At 73.9% G+C, this 16246-nt stretch carries 15 protein-coding genes; 6 read left to right on the top strand and 9 right to left on the bottom strand.

Annotated elements, in window-relative coordinates; all coding sequences use genetic code 11:
• Nucleotides 1-79 precede the first annotated feature (79 nt).
• Nucleotides 80-2833, bottom strand: a complete 2754-nt coding sequence (locus tag HCN51_RS61180) for an ATP-binding protein (protein ID WP_346433568.1) — start codon at nucleotides 2831-2833, stop codon at nucleotides 80-82.
• A gap of 102 nt (nucleotides 2834-2935) precedes the next feature.
• On the opposite strand from HCN51_RS61180, the gene HCN51_RS07755 reads away from it, so the two are divergent.
• Complete coding sequence (locus HCN51_RS07755) at nucleotides 2936-3550, top strand: LysE family transporter (protein ID WP_168008217.1); 615 nt, start codon at nucleotides 2936-2938, stop codon at nucleotides 3548-3550.
• Between the two features lie 5 nt (nucleotides 3551-3555).
• Nucleotides 3556-4095, top strand: a complete 540-nt coding sequence (locus tag HCN51_RS07750) for a TetR/AcrR family transcriptional regulator (RefSeq protein ID WP_168008215.1) — start codon at nucleotides 3556-3558, stop codon at nucleotides 4093-4095.
• Between the two features lie 65 nt (nucleotides 4096-4160).
• Here the strand turns inward: HCN51_RS07750 and HCN51_RS07745 are convergent, their stop codons facing one another.
• Genes HCN51_RS07745 through HCN51_RS07720 form a run of 6 tightly spaced genes read right to left on the bottom strand, consistent with a single transcriptional unit; the run spans nucleotide 4161 to nucleotide 12380 of the window.
• On the bottom strand, nucleotides 4161-5351 hold the full coding sequence (locus tag HCN51_RS07745) for a hypothetical protein (protein WP_168008213.1): 1191 nt from the start codon (nucleotides 5349-5351) through the stop codon (nucleotides 4161-4163).
• Nucleotides 5352-5360: 9 nt separating this feature from the next.
• The gene (locus HCN51_RS07740) at nucleotides 5361-5741 is read right to left on the bottom strand and encodes a Rid family detoxifying hydrolase (RefSeq protein ID WP_168008211.1); all 381 of its coding nucleotides are present in this window, start codon (nucleotides 5739-5741) and stop codon (nucleotides 5361-5363) included.
• A gap of 9 nt (nucleotides 5742-5750) precedes the next feature.
• The gene (locus tag HCN51_RS07735; protein WP_346433567.1) at nucleotides 5751-6827 is read right to left on the bottom strand and encodes an alanine racemase; all 1077 of its coding nucleotides are present in this window, start codon (nucleotides 6825-6827) and stop codon (nucleotides 5751-5753) included.
• Between the two features lie 34 nt (nucleotides 6828-6861).
• Nucleotides 6862-8391, bottom strand: coding sequence for an amidohydrolase family protein (locus HCN51_RS07730; RefSeq protein WP_168008209.1), 1530 nt, complete (start codon nucleotides 8389-8391; stop codon nucleotides 6862-6864).
• A 21-nt stretch (nucleotides 8392-8412) separates the two neighbouring features.
• The gene (locus HCN51_RS61175) at nucleotides 8413-11700 is read right to left on the bottom strand and encodes a DUF4153 domain-containing protein (protein WP_168008207.1); all 3288 of its coding nucleotides are present in this window, start codon (nucleotides 11698-11700) and stop codon (nucleotides 8413-8415) included.
• Entirely contained in the window at nucleotides 11697-12380 is a 684-nt protein-coding gene (locus tag HCN51_RS07720) for a response regulator transcription factor (protein ID WP_168008205.1), read from the bottom strand. Before HCN51_RS07720 ends, HCN51_RS61175 begins: the two co-directional genes overlap by 4 nt.
• 72 nt (nucleotides 12381-12452) lie before the next feature.
• Between HCN51_RS07720 and HCN51_RS07715 the strand changes: the two genes are divergently transcribed.
• The 3 genes from HCN51_RS07715 to HCN51_RS07705 all read left to right on the top strand — a co-directional run bounded on the left by HCN51_RS07715 (nucleotide 12453) and on the right by HCN51_RS07705 (nucleotide 14776).
• The gene (locus HCN51_RS07715; RefSeq protein ID WP_168008202.1) at nucleotides 12453-13307 is read left to right on the top strand and encodes an arylamine N-acetyltransferase; all 855 of its coding nucleotides are present in this window, start codon (nucleotides 12453-12455) and stop codon (nucleotides 13305-13307) included.
• The gene (locus tag HCN51_RS07710) at nucleotides 13304-14392 is read left to right on the top strand and encodes a protein kinase domain-containing protein (RefSeq protein ID WP_168008200.1); all 1089 of its coding nucleotides are present in this window, start codon (nucleotides 13304-13306) and stop codon (nucleotides 14390-14392) included. Before HCN51_RS07715 ends, HCN51_RS07710 begins: the two co-directional genes overlap by 4 nt.
• Before the next feature lie 192 nt (nucleotides 14393-14584).
• Nucleotides 14585-14776: a hypothetical protein gene (locus HCN51_RS07705; RefSeq protein WP_080042747.1), complete on the top strand. Its 192-nt coding sequence runs from the start codon at nucleotides 14585-14587 to the stop codon at nucleotides 14774-14776.
• Nucleotides 14777-14809: 33 nt separating this feature from the next.
• Here the strand turns inward: HCN51_RS07705 and HCN51_RS07700 are convergent, their stop codons facing one another.
• Both HCN51_RS07700 and HCN51_RS07695 read right to left on the bottom strand, forming a co-directional pair.
• Nucleotides 14810-15121, bottom strand: coding sequence for a DUF3817 domain-containing protein (locus tag HCN51_RS07700; RefSeq protein WP_168008198.1), 312 nt, complete (start codon nucleotides 15119-15121; stop codon nucleotides 14810-14812).
• Nucleotides 15122-15123: 2 nt separating this feature from the next.
• A complete protein-coding gene (locus tag HCN51_RS07695) occupies nucleotides 15124-15909 on the bottom strand; it encodes an SURF1 family protein (protein WP_168008196.1) in 786 nt (261 codons plus the stop codon).
• A gap of 105 nt (nucleotides 15910-16014) precedes the next feature.
• Here HCN51_RS07695 and HCN51_RS07690 point away from each other — a divergent pair, with 105 nt between their 5' ends.
• Nucleotides 16015-16188 (top strand): hypothetical protein, encoded by a 174-nt coding sequence (locus tag HCN51_RS07690; RefSeq protein ID WP_168008194.1) that lies wholly within the window; start codon nucleotides 16015-16017, stop codon nucleotides 16186-16188.
• Nucleotides 16189-16246: the final 58 nt, after the last annotated feature.

Genomic DNA, 16246 nt, shown 5'->3' with positions numbered 1-16246 from the left:
CGCCCCGCCACAAGGCGGCCCCCGCCGTGGCACGGCGGCCGGGACGGCACGGCGAGGCGCCAGACAACCGGGGCGGTGGTCAGCCCAGAAGGCCGAGGCGGCGGGCGGCCGCGGCGGCCTGGGTGCGGGTGGAGACGTCGAGCTTGCCGAGGATGTTGGACACGTGCACGCTCACCGTCTTCTGCGCGATGAACAGCCGCTCCGCGATCTCCCGGTTGGTCAGCCCTTCGGCCACCAGCCGCAACACCTCGATTTCCCGCGCCGTGAGCCCGCCGTCGCCGTGCGAGCCGGCCCCGCCCCCCGAGGCGAAGCGGGCGCGGCGGCCGAAGTCGAGCAGGGCGTTCTCCAGGGGCGCGGCGCGCAGCTTGCCCGCCGTCTCCCTGGCCAGCTCCCACTCCGCCTGCGCCGCCTCCCGGTCGCCGGCGGCGAGCAGCGCCTCGGCCAGGCGCCAGCGGGCGCGCGCCGTCTCGTACACGAACCCGATGTCGAACGCCTCGACGGCGCGCCGCCACAGCTCGGCGTCGAGCCGCCCGTGCACGCGGTGCCACTCGGCCTCGACCCGCAGCGCCCAGGCGAGCCCTTCGGGGCCGAGGTGGCCGCCCTGCCCGGTGGGGCCGGACTCGACGGCGAGGCGGGCGTGGGCGAGCCAGTCGTCGGCGCCTTCGGTGGTGCCCAGCTCGGCCAGCGCCCAGAGCGCGATGGCGGCCATGCGGACGTTGCCGGACTCGCCGTCCATCTGCTTGGCCATGACGGCGCGGACGTGGTCGAGGGCGGTGACCGGGTCGCCGTGCCAGAGGGCGTGCTCGGCGGCCAGCCCGCGGGAGATGTAGGAGACGAGCGGGTCGGACCAGAACGGCCGCAGCCAGCTCAGCCGCCCCTCGACGACGGGCAGCCCCCGCGCGACCTCGATGAACAGCGCGAACGACGACAGGATGGCCTCGGGCACCGTGCCGACCCGCGCGCCGAAGCCGGCCGCCATGGTCTCGGCCTGGTCCCATTCGCCGGCCGCGTAGTGGATGAGGAAGCGCAGGAACCGCAGGTCGGTGCCGTAGGTGCTCCACTTGAGGCCGGTCTCGGACGCCATGCGGATGCCGTCGTCGGCGACCTCGGCGGCGTGGTCGAGCAGCCCCTGCTCGTAGTGGATGCGGGCGTGGTGGAAGCGGGCCCGCAGGTCCATCGCGAGGTCGCCGGTGGGCTGCGCCATGGCGGCGTCGACCAGCTCGTGCGCCCTGGTGAGGTCGCCGCGCAGCTCGACGAACGTGGCGAGCGTGAGCATCGCGCCGACCTCGGCGTCTTTGGCGCCGGCCGCGCGGGCGGTCTCGAGCGCCCTGGCGCACAGGCCCTCGACCTCCTGGCTGCGCGGGGACCACAGGAGCGTGCGGGCGAGGGTGGCCAGGGCGCGGGCGAGCGCGGCGGGCTCCTTGGCGCTCTCGACGGCCCGCTCGGCCGCCCCGACGGCGCTCTCGTCGGCGTCCATCTCGACCAGGTAGTAGGCCAGCCGCTCGCTGACCTCGGACGTCTGCGGCAGCACCCGCAGCTGGGTGACGGCCCGGTGCTTGTCGCCGCTGTCGGCGGCCATGACGGCGCTGCGGAAGGCCAGCTTCACGCGGCTCTCGCCGGCCAGGCGCTCGGCGTCGTCGACGCGCTCCCACAGGCTGAGCGCGCGGTCGTAGTGGCTGTGGGCCTCGGCGGGCGCGCCGACGCGCTCGGCGGCCCGGCCCGCCTCGGCGGAGGCGGCGAGCGCGCCGGCCAGGTCGTGGCCGGCGAGGTAGTGGTGGGCCAGCTCGGCCGGAGAGGTGAGCAGGCGGGCGAACGCGGCGTGCAGCCGGGTGCGCTCGCCGGGCAGCAGGTCGGTGTAGACGGCCTCCTGGAGCAGGGCGTGGCGGAAGGTGTAGCCGTGGCCCTGCACCTTGAGCAGCCCGCGCGAGACGATCTCCCTGACCGCCTCCTCGAACTCGGCCAGCGGCAGCCCGGACACCTCGCGCAGCAGCTCGTCCTCGACGCGGCGGCCGGCCACGGCGGCGGCCCGCAGCACCCGCTGCCCGGCCTCCGACAGCACCTCGACCCGCGACATCAGCAGGCTGGCCAGCCCGTCGGGCAGGGTGTCGCCCTCGGCCATGGCCGCGAACAGCTCTTCGGCATAGAACGGGTTGCCGTCGGCGCGGGAGACGATGAGACCGAGCCCCTGGGCGTCGACGTCTCCCAAAGTCGCGACATAGTCGGACATCTCGCCGGAGCCGAGCGGCCCCAGCTCCAGGCTCATCACGGTCGGCAGGCGCTTCAGCTCCGCCAGCACGGACCGCAGCGGATGGCGACGGTGCAGGTCGTCGGTGCGGTAGGTGCCGACGACGCAGACGCGCTCGCTCTGCACCATGCGGCTGAGGAAGACGAGCAGGTCGCGGGTGGAGCGGTCGGCCCAGTGCAGGTCCTCGATCACGAACAGCACCGGCTGCACGTCGGCGAGCAGCCCCAGCAGCGAGCCGAACAGCCGCTGCTGCGTGAGCCCGGTCGAGGGGGCGCTCTCGGTGCCCGGCAGGAGCTGGCCCAGCATGGGGTGGGCGGCGGCGGCCTCGCGCACGGCCGGCTCGGCGCCGCGCAGGGCGTCGGCCAGCGGCAGGTACGGCAGCGCGTCGCCCAGCTCGGCACACTGCCCGACCAGCACGTTGAACCCGCGCTCGCGGGCCTCGGCGGCCAGCTCGCTGATCAGCCGGGTCTTGCCGATGCCGGCGTCACCACCGACGAGCGCCACCCCCGCCATGCCGTCGCCGGCGGCGGCGAGCACCCGCACGAGGCCGGCCAGCTCCGCGGAGCGCCCGACAAGAAGACCGTTCACGCCAGAAACTATGCCAGAGCCCGCTGACAACGCATTGGTCCGGGAAACCGGCCCGGGATTGGCCCTCTTCGACATACCAAGACCATCCTACGCTGCTCTTTCGTGATATCTCCCGCGACTTTCACCCTCTTCCTGACAACCTCGGTCGTCCTCGTCCTCATCCCCGGGCCGAACCACCTCTACATCACCGCCCGGGGCCTCACCCAGGGCCGGTCGGCGGGCCTGGTCAGCGCTCTGGGCATCGAGCTCGGCACGCTCGTGCACATCGCGGCCGCCGCCGCGGGCCTGTCGTTCGTGATCGCGCGCTCCGCGACGCTGTACTCGGTCATCAAGTGGGCCGGCGTCGCCTACCTCGTGTACCTGGCGTTCCGGGCGTTCACCAGCAAGCAGGCGCAGGCGGGACGCCCGCAGCCGCAGCCACTGCGCAAGGTGTTCCTCGAAGGCGTGCTGGTCAACGTGTTCAACCCCAAGACCCTGCTGTTCTTCCTGGCGCTCCTGCCGCAGTTCGTGCACCCGGAGTCGGGCTCGCCCGCGCTGCAGGTGGTGGTGTTCGGCCTCACGCTGATGCTCCTGGGGCTGGTCTCCGACGTCGCGTACGCACTCACCGCCGGCGCCCTGGGCCGCCGCCTCGACCGGGCCGCCAGGAGCCTGCGGTACGTCAGCGGCGTCGTCTACCTCGGGCTCGGCGTGCTCACGGCGTTCACCGGGAGAGAATGAGGCGCATGGCGCCGAGGAAGCAGCAGGAGATCTTCGATGCGACGTTGAGGCTGGTCGCCGAGAAGGGCTACGACGGGCTGACCGTCGAAGGGGTCGCCGAGCGCGCGGGCGTCAACAAGACGACGATCTACCGGTGGTGGCCGTCGAAGGCGGCGCTGCTGGGGGCGGCCCTGGTCGAGTCCGACGTGCTCGCGTTCGACGCCCCCGACACGGGGAGCCTGCGCGGCGATCTCGTGGCACTGGTCGAGGGCGTCCGGCGGCTGCTGACCGAGCCGCCCGGCAGCGACATCGCGGTGGCCGCGCTGGGCGCCGCCGTCCGCCATCCCGAGCTGGACGCGCGGCGCTTCTTCGCCGACCGCTTCGCCAGGGAGCGGCGGATCTTCGAGCGCGCGGTGAGCAGGGGCGAGCTGAAGGAGTCGGCCGACCCGATGCTGATCGTCGACCTGCTCGCGGGGGCCGTGTGGATGCGGGCGGTCTTCCGCGGCCTGCGACCGGGCGACGACTTCGCCACCGAAGCGGTATCGGCCCTCCTCGACGGCATCTGACCCGCACGGCGGCGCCCGTACTCCTCGACGGCATCCGACCGGCCGCGAGAAGGGGCGCGGCGGCGCTAGAGCGACAGGGCGGCCGGGATGCGGTCGAGCACGGGGTGCGGCACCAGCCCGTACGCGTAGAAGTCGATCGCCGACGCCCCCGCCGCCTTCGCCCCCCTGGCCTTGGCCACCAGCCGGTCGGTGGAGTCGCTGTCGGGGTAGCCGGGCCGCAGCACCGCGCGCACCTCGCGGTCCTTGCCCACCGAGCGCAGGTAGGCGCCCACGTCGTCGGCCACCCGGGCGGCGTCGCGCGCGTAGGCCAGCACGCCGAACGCGGGCACGAGGTCGCCGAGGGCCACCAGGTCGACCCCGAGCTGCCAGGCGTCGTGCGCGGCCAGGCCGGGGGTGGGCAGGCCGTCGGTGTAGCCCTTGACGGCGCCCGTGGGGTCGATGAAGACGAGCTTGGACCCTTCGCCGGCGACCGCCGAGGCCACCTCCGACACCAGCGTGGTGACGGTCTCGGAGCGGGCGCGGGCGTAGGCGACGACGTCGGGCCCGGCGTACGCGGTGAGCGCCGCCCGGGTCACCTCGCCCTGGGCGGGCGGGTCGCCGTCGAAGACGCCGCCGACGATGCGGGCGCACTCCTCGCGCGCCACCTCGGCGTTGACGCCCAGGTCGGTGGCCCGGCGCATGCAGTAGTCGCAGAAGCAGAGGGCGAACAGGTAGGCGTCCATCGGCCCGAGCGGCACGAACGAGCGCTGCGGCTTGAGCGGCCTGAAGTGCAGCGACTCGGCCACCACGCTGTCGACGCCGAGCCTGGCCACCGCCCTGGCCAGCGCGACGGCGTAGTCGCGCACGTCGGGGTGGGCGGGGCACAGGTCGGTGAGCGAGCCGCGGTCGCCGAAGCAGTCGCGTACGGTGACGTCGGGGTGCGCGGTGCCGATCGTGGCGTTGCGCAGGAAGACCGTCCAGCCGTGCAGCTTCATCGAGCGTTTCGCGCACGCCTCGCGCAGGCCGTCGAAGGCGTCGGTGTAGCCGGGCACGGGGGTCAGGCGGAGGCCGTCGAACAGCTCCGGCGGCGGGGTGAAGTGCGCCCCGTCGTGGCGCAGCGTCAGCCGGGACAGCCCGTGCGGGGTGACGTCGCGGGAGGCGTGGTGCACGGCGCCGACGGTGATGCCGGCGACGCCGTACCCGCTGATCCTGTCGAGCACCCGCTCGACGCCCTCGCCGCGCAGGTCCTCGACGAAGACGTACACCGAACTGTCCACGGCCGCACCTCAGGCGCTCTTGTGCGCGACGAAGTCGATCTCCACCAGGATGTCCATCAGGTCGGACCCGACGGTGGTCCGCACGGGGTACGGCAGGTTGAAGTACGACTTGTACACCTCGTTGAACGCGGCGAAGTCGCGCTTGAGGTGCTGCAGGTGGACGGTGGCCTTGACGACGTCGTCGAAGCCGAGGCCGTGGGCGGCCAGGATGGCGCCGAGGTTGCGCATGGTCTGGTGCGTCTGGGCGGCCACGTCGTCGCCGACGACCTCGCCGGTCTGGGGGTCGAGGGGGCCGGCGCCGGAGGTGTAGACGAAGTCGCCGACGACGAGCCCTTGCGAGTAGGCGCCGATGGGGGCGGCGCCCTCCGTGGTCCGGAGCTCCTTTTTCACTGAATCTCCCTAGAAATGCGTGCTTATCGTGCCAACGACACGGTAGTCCCGGTCCACCAGCGGCAGGATCCGCCACTTGTCGAACGCCGTGCAGGGATGGGAGATGCCGAAGGCCAGCAGGTCACCGGGCTTGAGCCCGGTGGCGCGGACCACGGTGTGCTGATCCTGCATCTTCGTGATCGTGACGCCGCCGCGGCGCGGGATCGGCAGCCCCTCGTCGTACGGCGCGTCGCGCTTGCCCATGCCCACGACCGCCAGCCCCGGCTCGGGCACCGACAGCACGTGCGCCCACACCTCCAGGGCCGGGCGCAGCTCGCCCTCGATGCGGTTGAACGGCGTGCGCTCGCGGTAGTAGCCGTCGTCGTGGGTGACGTAGGCGCCGCTGCGCAGCAGGATGCGCGCCTGCGTGGCGACCAGCTCGCGGCCGATCACGTCGAACCACTGGCTGCCACCGACGGTGAGGATGGGGTTCTTGACGCGGAGGTACTCGACGGCCTCCTGCAACGCGTCCAGATATTTCCTGACCTCGTCGCCCGAGCGCAGCGCCCCTTCGTAGCCGGCCACCCCGGCCAGCTCGACACCGGGCGTGGACTGCGCGTGGGAGGCCACCTCCAGCAGCTCGTCGATCGTCCTGCAGCCGGCCCGCCCGCCCTCGTGCCCCAGCTCCACCAGCACCCTGAACGGCCGGGAGCCGGCGTGCGCGGCCAGGATGTCGAGCCCGGCCCGGGAGTCGGCGAAGCTCAGCAGCTCGAACGAGGGGTCGCGCTCCAGCTCGTGGGCGGCCCAGGTGAGCCCGGCCGGATCGACGACCTGGTTGGCCACCAGGATCCGGCCGACGCCGAACGCCCTGACCGTGGCCGCCTGGCGGGGCGTGGCGACCGTCAGCCCCCACGCGCCGGCCTCCAGCTGCATCCTGGCGATCTCGGGGGACATGTGCGTCTTGGCGTGCGGCGCCAGCTCCATGCCGTGGTCGCGGGCGAAGGCCGCCATCGTCGAGACGTTGTGCTCCAGCGCGTCGCGGTGCACCACCATGGCGGGAAATTCGAGCCCGCCGTCGAAGACCGATTGGCCGAGAATCGCCGGCACAACACCCCCTTTAGTCCGCGTCCGACCCTATCGCTCACGAAGGCCGCAGCGCGCGCCCCGGCGTGGCCCCGGTGAGCTCGCCGCCGGCCAGCACGCGCACGCCGGAGACGACCACGTCGCCGACCCCTTCCGCCAGCGTGCGCGGCGCCGCGTACGTGGCCAGGTCGCCCACCGTGGCCGGGTCGAACACCACCGCGTCGGCGACGAACCCGCGCCGCAGCAGCCCCCGGTCCGCCAGCCCGAACCGGCGGGCCGGATGCGCGGCCAGGTGCACCGCCGCCTGCTCCCACGTCCAGTCGCCCAGCTCCCTGACGTGCCGGCCGAGGAACCGGGCGAACGCCCCGAAACCGCGCGGATGCGGATGGCCGCCCACGTAGATGCCGTCGGAGCCGCCCGTCTGCGAGGGGTGGCGCAGCATCCGGCGCACGGACTCGTCACCCCGCGGCCCCTCGTCCGGGCGGGCGATGACGACCCCGGCCTCCAGCCGCGTCTCGGCCAGGAGGCGGCGGCAGAACGCGGCCGGCGCCACCCGCGCCCGCTCGGCCGCGGCCACCACGGTCAGGCCCTCGGCCCACTCCAGGCCGGGCGCATGCGAGACGGTGAGCCGGGGCCACAGGGCCTCCCGGGTGGGCCACCAGTCGTCCAGCGCGTCCGACGCGATCATCTCCAGCGCGGCGTCCGTGTCGGCGCCCGGCACCGACGGCGGCAGCGCGACCATCGCCAGGATCGTGTTCCCCCGCAGATAGGGGTAGGTGTCGAAGGTGAGGTCCACGCCCTTGCCCAGGGCCTCCTCGACCAGCGGCAGCAGCACGTCGGCGGGCCCGTGCAGGTGCGAGACGTGCACGGCCGCGCCCGAGCGCCCGGCGATCTCCACCACCTCCGCCATCCCGACGCCGGCCCGCTCGCCGTAGGCCCGCATGTGGGTGACGTACGGCAGACCGCCGAGCGGCCGGCACAGGGCGGCCAGCTCCTCGGCGTCGGCGTACCGGCCCGGCAGGTACTCCAGCCCCGTGGACAGCCCCACCGCGCCCTCGGACAGCCCGCGCTCGACGTGCCGCAGCATCCCCGCCAGGTCACCGGGCCCCGCCCGGTCGGGCGAGGGCCCCATGACGTCGTAGCGGATCGTGCCGTGGGGCAGCAGGTACGCCGTGTTCAGCGCCACCGCCCGGTCGTAGCCCGCGAGCAGCTCGGCGACCGTCAGCGGCCCCTCCATCGACGTGCCGTTGACGGCCGCGAAGTACCGCGAGGCGTAGGCGACGGTCGCCGCCGAGCCGGGCGCGAACGACAGCCCGTCCTGCCCCAGCACGAACGTCGTGACCCCCTGCCGCAGCGCCGCCCGCTGCACCTCCGGGTCGAACACGGCCGCGTCACCGTGCGCGTGGCAGTCGACGAAGCCCGGCGCGACGAGCCGGCCCGCCGCGTCGATCACCGTCCCCGCCGGGGCGTCGCCGAGCCGGCCGACCGCCGCGATCCGGTCGCCCGCGATGCCCACGTCCGCCCGGTACGGCGGGGCGCCCGTGCCGTCGAGCACCCGCCCACCGCTGATCACTATGTCGAAGGTCACATCTGGATTTAACCAGGGGAGCTAGTCCTCGACAGAGGCCCGCAGGTCGGGACACCCCGACACCTTCCGCACCGGCCGCTCGGCCAGCAGGTCGCGGGCCTGCGACCGGGCCAGGTTCCAGCCGTTCCACGGGTCGGGCCGGTCCAGCCCGTTCGCCTCGACCACCGCCGCGAGCACGCAGCTGCGCTGCGGCTCGGGCAGCCGGTCGAGCGCCGGCACCGCCTCCGCGCCCAGGTCGCCGAGGTAGTCGGAGTCCATCTTCGCCGGGCCGCGCACCTCGACCTGCGTCTGGGCGACGCGCAGATCGGGGTTGACGATCGCGAACGCGCCCAGGCTGAGCCCGGTGACCAGCACGATCGTCCGCGGCAGCCAGCCGGAGCCGCGGCCCGTGAGCCGCGCCGCGCCCGCCAGCAGCACCAGCGCGAACAACGCGCCCAGCCACCACACCGTGGCCTGCACCGACAGCCGCAACCGGGACAGGCCGTAGGCGTCGGTGTAGAGGTTCATCCGGTGCAGGGCGGAGGCCAGCACGACCATGGTCAGCGCGCACAGCACGCCCAGCAGCCCGGCCAGCACCCACCGCTCGCCCCGCTCCACCTTGAGCAGCCCGGCCGCGACCGCCACGATGGCCAGCACGAACACGCTGACCACCACGAGCTGGAAGAAGCCCTGCCTGGCGTACTCGGCGTAGGTCAGGCCCGCCGTCCGCAGCACCAGCGTGTTGCCGCCGAACAGGGCCGTGACCTGCACCGCCACGAACGACGCGAACAGCAGGTTCACCGCCGTCAGCGGCACCAGCCAGACGCTCCTGCTCACCCTGAACTTCGTGTCGGGGCCCACCGGGTCCGCGACGGGCCGCAGCGCGACCAGCACGACCGCGGCCAGCAGCACCGCGAACAGCACGAACAGGACAATCCGCCCGGGAATCGACTCGGCCCAGTCGGGGGTGGTGGTCAGCCGCTCCACGTACGAGGCGAACACCGCGTCCGCCGACGAGAACAGCAACCCGAACACCACCAGCAGCACCACCGTGATGCCCAGCGCGGACACCATCGGCAGCACCCGCCGCCGGGCCGTCAGCCGCTTGAGCGGCCGCGCCAGGAACCACGGCACGGGGCCGAGCGCGAGCAGCACGGACGCGCCGCCCCTGATCACGCCCAGCCAGCCGGTGCCCGCGCCCGAGACGGCCAGCGCGCCCAGCCCGGCCCCCGCCACGAGCAGGATCCCCACCAGCCAGTCGGCGTCGCGCACCGCCGCCATGGAGATCAGCCAGTACGCCGTCACCGCGAACGCCACCGTCCACGGCGTCATCCGGCGCAGCACCGCCGGCAGCGCCGCCGCGCCCAGCACCATCGCGACCAGCACGATCCCGAGCCCCACCTGCGCCTCGGGCAGCGCCACCGCCGCGAACACGCCCGCCCCCGCGGCGGCCGGCAGCAGCCACCTGGGCGGGTCGGGCAGCTCGGGCCTGGGGAACAGCGGCGGCGGCACGTACGGCGGGACCGGGCCCGCCTGGCTCCGGTACGGCACCGTCGCCTGGTACGCCGCTACCGCCGCCCTGCGCCCCGAACCGGCGCCCATGGCCGCGCCCACCGCTCCCAGGAACGCGGTGCAGCCGACGAGCGTGATCAGCGCCATCCCGTCGCCCACGGTCACGCTGACGAAGACGGCGCCGAACATGCCCACGAGGAAGCCGACCATGAGCCCGATGACGGCACCGCCGAACACCCTGGCCAGGCTGCCGACGGGGCTCGGCGGCTCGGGCGGCCCGTACCCGCCCGCCGCCGGACCGCCGGAACCCGGACCGCCCGGCGTGAGGCCGCCCGCCCCCGGACCGCCCGCCGCCGGGCCGCCCGGTGTGAGGCCGCCCGCTGCCGGACCGCCCGGCGCGAGGCCGCCCATCGGAACGCCGCCCCACGTGACGACGGCCGGGCCACCGGCACTGCCGCCCGCGCCGGCGCCAGGGGCCGTCGCGACCGCCGCCACGCTTGCCGGGCGGTCGCCCGCCGCCGCGACTCCCGACGTGGCGCCGGCCCCCAGGGCGCCGCCGCCCGCAGGGCCGCTCGCCGCCCCGGCGGGCTCCCCTGCCGCCGCACCGCCTGCCTGCGCCCCGCCCGCACCCGAGGTGGTGCCGGCCACCGATGAAGTGCCGGCCGGAGTGGTGCCCGCCGCCGAGGCGGCGCCGGCGGCGGCGGCGGCGGTGCCGAGGGCCGCCATGACCCCGGCCGCCGGCCCGGACGCGGCTTCCGGCGGGGCGACCGCCTCGTCCGAAGGTTCCGGCCGTTCCTCTTCCCCCGCCGGCAGCGACACGTCTGCCATCGTCGTCCTCCCTGGTAGCTCGACGACCATCCGGCACCCGGCGCAGTCGTCGATCCTGATGGATCCCCCGTGCAATTCGACGATCTCTTTCACGATGGCCAGCCCCAGCCCGGCGCCCCCGGCGTCGGCGGCGCGCCCCGCGTCCAGGCGGGAGAAGCGCTCGAAGACCCGCGCCCGCGCCGAGCCGGGGATACCCGGCCCCTGGTCGGCGACGGCGACGCGGACCCCGGAGCCCGACGCCGAGCCGCTCACGGTGACCACCCCGGAGGGCGGGCTGTGCCGTACGGCGTTGTCGAGGAGGTTGGCCAGGACCTGGGCCAGCAGGTCGGGGTCGGCGCGCACCACCAGGTCGTCGGGGACCGACGGCCGGATCACCACGTCCTCGCGCGCCAGCGACGCCTCGCGCACCGCCTGCTCGATGAGCGGCGCCAGCTCGACGGCCTCGGCCTCGATGAGGCGGGCGCCGGAGTCGAGCCGCGACAGGTCGAGGAGCTGGGCGACGAGCCGGCCGAGCCGCTCGGTCTGGGCGAGCGCGGTGCGCATGGTGACCGGGTCGGCCGCGGAGACGCCGTCCACGACGTTCTCCAGCACGGCGCGCAGCCCGGTGATGGGGGTGCGCAGCTCGTGGCTGACGTTCGCGACGAGCTCGCGCCGCTGCCGGTCCACCTCGCGCAGGTCGGCCGCCATCGCGTTGAACGCCCTGGCCAGCTCGCCCACCTCGTCCCTGGAGGTGGCGGAGACGCGCAGCGTGTAGCTGCCCTTGGCGATGGTCTGGGCGGCGCGGGCCATCTGGCGCAGCGGCTTGGTCATGCCCATGGCCAGCACCTGCACCATGATCAGCGCCAGGACGACGGCGACCGCGATGCGGACCTCGCGGGAGAAGCCGGAGTTGATGCCGACCTCGTTCACCACGAAGGCGGTGCCGACGGCCAGCACGATCACGATGCCGAGCTTGACCTTGATGCGGCCGAGGAAGTCGAGCGGGTTCACCGGCGCACCAGGGCGTACCCGACGCCGTGCACGGTACGGACGACGTCGGAGCCCAGCTTGCGGCGCAGCGCCCGGACGTGGCTGTCCACGGTCCTGGTGGCGGCCGCCTCGGAGAAGCCCCACACGTCCGACAGCAGCCGGTCGCGCTCGAAGACCTGCCCGGGCCGCTCGGCCAGGCGGCGCAGCAGGTCGAACTCGGTCCTGGTGAGCTGCGCCTCGGCCCCGCGCACGAACACGCGGCGGGCGGCGGTGTCGATCTCGACCTCGCCGACCCTGATCACGGTGTCCTCGGCGGCGAGCTGGGCCGCCCGCTCCACCCGGCGCAGCAGCGCGTGGATCCTGGCGACCAGCTCGCGCATGCTGAACGGCTTGGCGAGGTAGTCGTCGGCCCCGACGCCGAGCCCGACGAGGACGTCCGTCTCGTCGCCGAGCGCGGTCAGCATGAGCACCGGCACCGGCCTGGCCGCCTGCATCCTGCGGCAGACCTCCAGGCCGTCGAGGCCCGGCAACAGCCGGTCGAGGATCACCAGGTCCGGTTCCGCGTTGCCGTACTGGACGAGTGCGTCCTGCCCGTCGCCGGCCACCCTGACGTCGAAGCCTTCGGCCGCCAGGCGGTTGCGTACGGCCAGCGCGATCGTCACGTCGTCCTCGACCACGAGGATGCGTCGCTGCTCTGCCACGTACGAAAGCCTAGAAGCGCGCTGTGCAGACGACACTCCCAAATCCGTGCACAAACCGTGCAGACTTGGCGGGTGGACACCGCCGCTTACCTCCGCCGCCTTGGCCTGCCCGGCCTGCTCACCGCCCCTGCCAGTGCCGAGACGCTGCGCGTGCTGCACATGGCGCACGTCGAGAGGGTCTCGTACGAGGCGCTGGAGATCTGGCTGGGCCGCACCACGACCGTCGATCCCGTCGAGTCCGCCGAGCGGATCATCGGGGGCCGCGGCGGCTACTGCTACCACCTCAACGGCGCCTTCTCGCAGCTGGCGCGGGCGCTCGGCTACGACGTGACCCGGCATGTCGGGGGCGTGCAGGGGCGCGGCGGTGAGCCGGGCGTGTCCGGCAACCATCTGGTGCTGACCGTGCGCGGCCTGCCCTCCGACGCCAATCCGGGCGGCGAGTGGCTGGTGGACCTGGGGCTCGGTGACGCGCTGCACGAGCCGCTGCCGCTGGTGGCGGGCACGTACCGGCAGGGGCCCTTCACGTACGTGCTGCGGCCGTCGGAGGTGGCGCCCGGCGGGTGGCGGCTCGACCACGATCCGGCTGGTTCGTTCGCGGGCATGGACTTCGGCATGAGTGCGGTGGAGATGTCGGCGTTCGCGGACAAGCACGTGGAGCTGACCACCTCGCCGGAGTCGGGGTTCGTGCGGGTGGCGACGGTGCAGCGGCGCGACGCGTACGGGGTGGACACCCTGCGCGGGCTGGCGCTGACCCGCCTGGGCAGGGGCGCGCACTCGGTGACGCTGGGCACGGCGCGCGACTACTACGCGGCACTGGCGGACGTCTTCCTGCTGCCGCTCGACGACGTGAGCGCCGGGGAGAAGGACCGGCTCTGGCGCAAGGTGTACGCGGCCCACGAGAGCTGGCTGGCGGGCGGCTCCGCATGATGACGTCGTGGGCGGGGGCCGGGGGCGAGGCCAGGAAGCTGAACGACCGCTACCGGCTGCTGAACCCGCTGGGCGCCGGCTCGGTGCGGCTGGCGTTCGACGAGGCGGAGCACCGGGATGTGGCGGTCAGGGAGCTGCGGGTGCCGCCGGAGCTGCGCGACGCCGCGATGTTCGAGGCGCGCAGGGCGACGGGGCTGCGGCATCCGTCGGTGGTGCGGGTGCTCGACGTGCTGATCGAGAACGGCACGCCGTGGCTGGTGATGGAGTTCGTCTCCGGGATGTCGCTGGAGCAGGCCGTGCGCTCGCGGCGCCCGCTGCCGGTGCCGCAGGCCGCCAGGGTCGGGGTCTGCGTGCTGTCGGCGCTGAGCGCGGCGCACGCGGCCGGCATCGTGCACGGCCGGGTCGATCCGGGCAACGTGCTGCTCACCGCGACGGGGCGGGCGGTGCTGGCCGGGTTCGGGTTCCCCAGCCTGAGCACGCTGCCCTCGGCCGACCTGTGGTCGCTGGCCGCGACGCTGCACTTCGCGGTGGAGGGCCGGCCGCCCGGCCAGGTGCCGGCGGCGGGCGCCGACCCGTTCAGGTCGCTGGTGCGGGCGATGCTGCATCCGTCGGGGCCGCCGCCCCTGGAGGTGGTGCGCGAGACGCTCGACCGGCTGGCCGTGGACCGGCCGCTGGACGCGGTGGTGGCGGCGGGCCCGCTGCCGCCCCAGCGGGTGGCCGCGATCGGGCTGGCCGTCCTCGACCGGCTGGCGGCCTCCGCCGGCTTCCACGGCGGGGTGCAGCCGGGGAACGTGCTGATCGACGACGCGGGGCGGGCCTGGCTGGCGCCGCTGCCGAGGCCGGGAACGCTCCCGGCGTACACGGCGCCGGAGGGCGCGGCGACGCGGGCCGCCGACCTGTGGTCGCTCGGCGCCACGCTCTTCCTGGCCGTCGAGGGGGTGCCGCCCGCGCCGGGGGCGCCGCTGACCAGGGCGGGGGCGCTGGCTCCGGTGCTGGCGCGGCTGCTGTCGGGCGACCCGGCGGGGCGGCCCACGATGGACGAGCTGCGCCGGGAGCTGCTGACGATCGCCGCCGGTTTGGCGTGACCGATCACCGCGGCCTGGCGTGACCGATCACCGCGGCCCAGCCTGGTCGATCACCGGGGCCTGGCCTGACCGATCGCACAACGATTGCGATACATCGCGACATGGAACCTTGTGGCGGGTTCACACGTTGGACAGGCGACGCAGAATGTGGGAGAGGCGGGGCGCGCGCTCCGCGTTCGGAGGATGTTGAGGATGTCGCCCATTCAGAAGTACGCGATCGGTGCGGGCATCGCGGTCCTGCTCTCGTGGATGATCCTGCCCGGCTGGGTCACGCTGCTGGTGGTCCTCGGCGTGATCGCGGCCCCGGTGGTCGGCTACATGATGCTCGACCCGTCGCAGCGCGAGCGGCTCAAGAGGGCCCGCAGGCGCGGCATCGGGCGCTGACCGCTTTCGTGCCCGCCTCTGGCGGCGGGGGTCTCAGGCCTCCGCCGCCGCCAGCGCGTCCTGCACGCGCTGGGTCACCCTTCGCTCGACGTAGAAGGACAGGAACGGCACCGTGCCGCCGAGCATGACCCCGGCCATGTACGGCCACGACCAGCGCGCCTTCATGCCCAGGTTCATCACGGTGATCAGGTAGATCATGTAGAGCCCGCCGTGGATGGGGGCGACGATCTTCGACATGGCGTCCTCGCCGAAGCCGTACCGCAGGACCATGCCCACGCACAAGACGAGCAGCATGCATCCGACCACGTACGCGAGCACCCGGAAGGGCTTGAGAGCCGATTCCACCGTTAACCTTCCAGAACCATCTCAGGGGACGACTTGCGGTGGTCCCGGTCGCCGCGCACGGCGTCGCGGACGAAGTGGAACCACATGAAGACGGCGAATCCAGCGAAGATCCACCAGTTGGCGGCGTAAGCCAGGTTACGCCACGTCAGCGTGCCGCCGACCACCGGCGGAGCCACCTTGACCGGCGTCAGCGAGCCCGAGGCGGGCTGCGCGACGACGAAGCCGGTGCGGACCTGCTGCCCGCTCCACAGGTTGACCAGCTCGCCCGTGGAGACCGTCTGCACCTGGCCGGCGGGCAGCCCCTCCGCGCGCCGCTGCACGCTGTCGGTGCCCTGCTGGGGCCGCAGCCGCCCGGACACCGTGACCCGGCCCTGCGGCACGGCCGCCACGCCGGGGTCGTCGGCCTTGGCCGCCCAGCCGCGGACGACCGGCATGAGCGTGCCGTCGTCGAGCCTGATGGGCGTCAGCACCCAGTAGCCGTCGTCGCGGGAGACGTTGCCGCCGGGGGCGTCGACGTCGGCCCGCCGGTCGGCCACCAGGAGCTGGCGGTCGGCCTCGTAGACGCCTTCGGCCGTGACCCTGCGGCCGACGAGCTCGCCGTCGAGCTGGGCGCCGGCCTTGGCGAGCGTGGCGACTGCGACGGGCTCGGGGTCGGTGGCGACACGCGGCTTTCCCGAATCTTGGAAGACGCCGAGCTGCCAGCGCCCGAGCAGGATGAACGCGACCAGGACCCCGATCGTGAGCAGGTGCAGCCCCACGAGGCGCGGCGAGAGCAGGGTCCTGAGCATGCTTCCAAGCTATCCGGCAGGTGGGGTGGTCCCCTAATCAGCCCATCACTACGTATCCCACCAAAAGAGGCAAACATCGCAGGCGGGCACGCTAGGCTGCTGCCCATGTCTGACCAGCACATCGACCCGGCGGGCAACACGCAGGCTTTCCGCGCGTTCGCGAACGCGCGCGAGCAGGAGTCCGCGGCCAAGCCGAAGAAGTCGCCCCTCGTGCCCATCATCGCGGTCGTCGCCGCCATCGTGATCATCGGCGTCGCCGCCTTCCTGCTGCTCAGGTAAGACACCTCCTGCTGCTCAGGTAAGACAGCCGACAGCTTCACCCGCCGCGGGCGCCGTG

This window comes from Nonomuraea composti, assembly GCF_012034275.1.
Lineage (GTDB): Bacteria > Actinomycetota > Actinomycetes > Streptosporangiales > Streptosporangiaceae > Nonomuraea > Nonomuraea composti.
The sequence above is the reverse complement of the archived record's forward strand: the minus strand, read 5'-3'. Positions and strand labels throughout refer to the sequence as shown.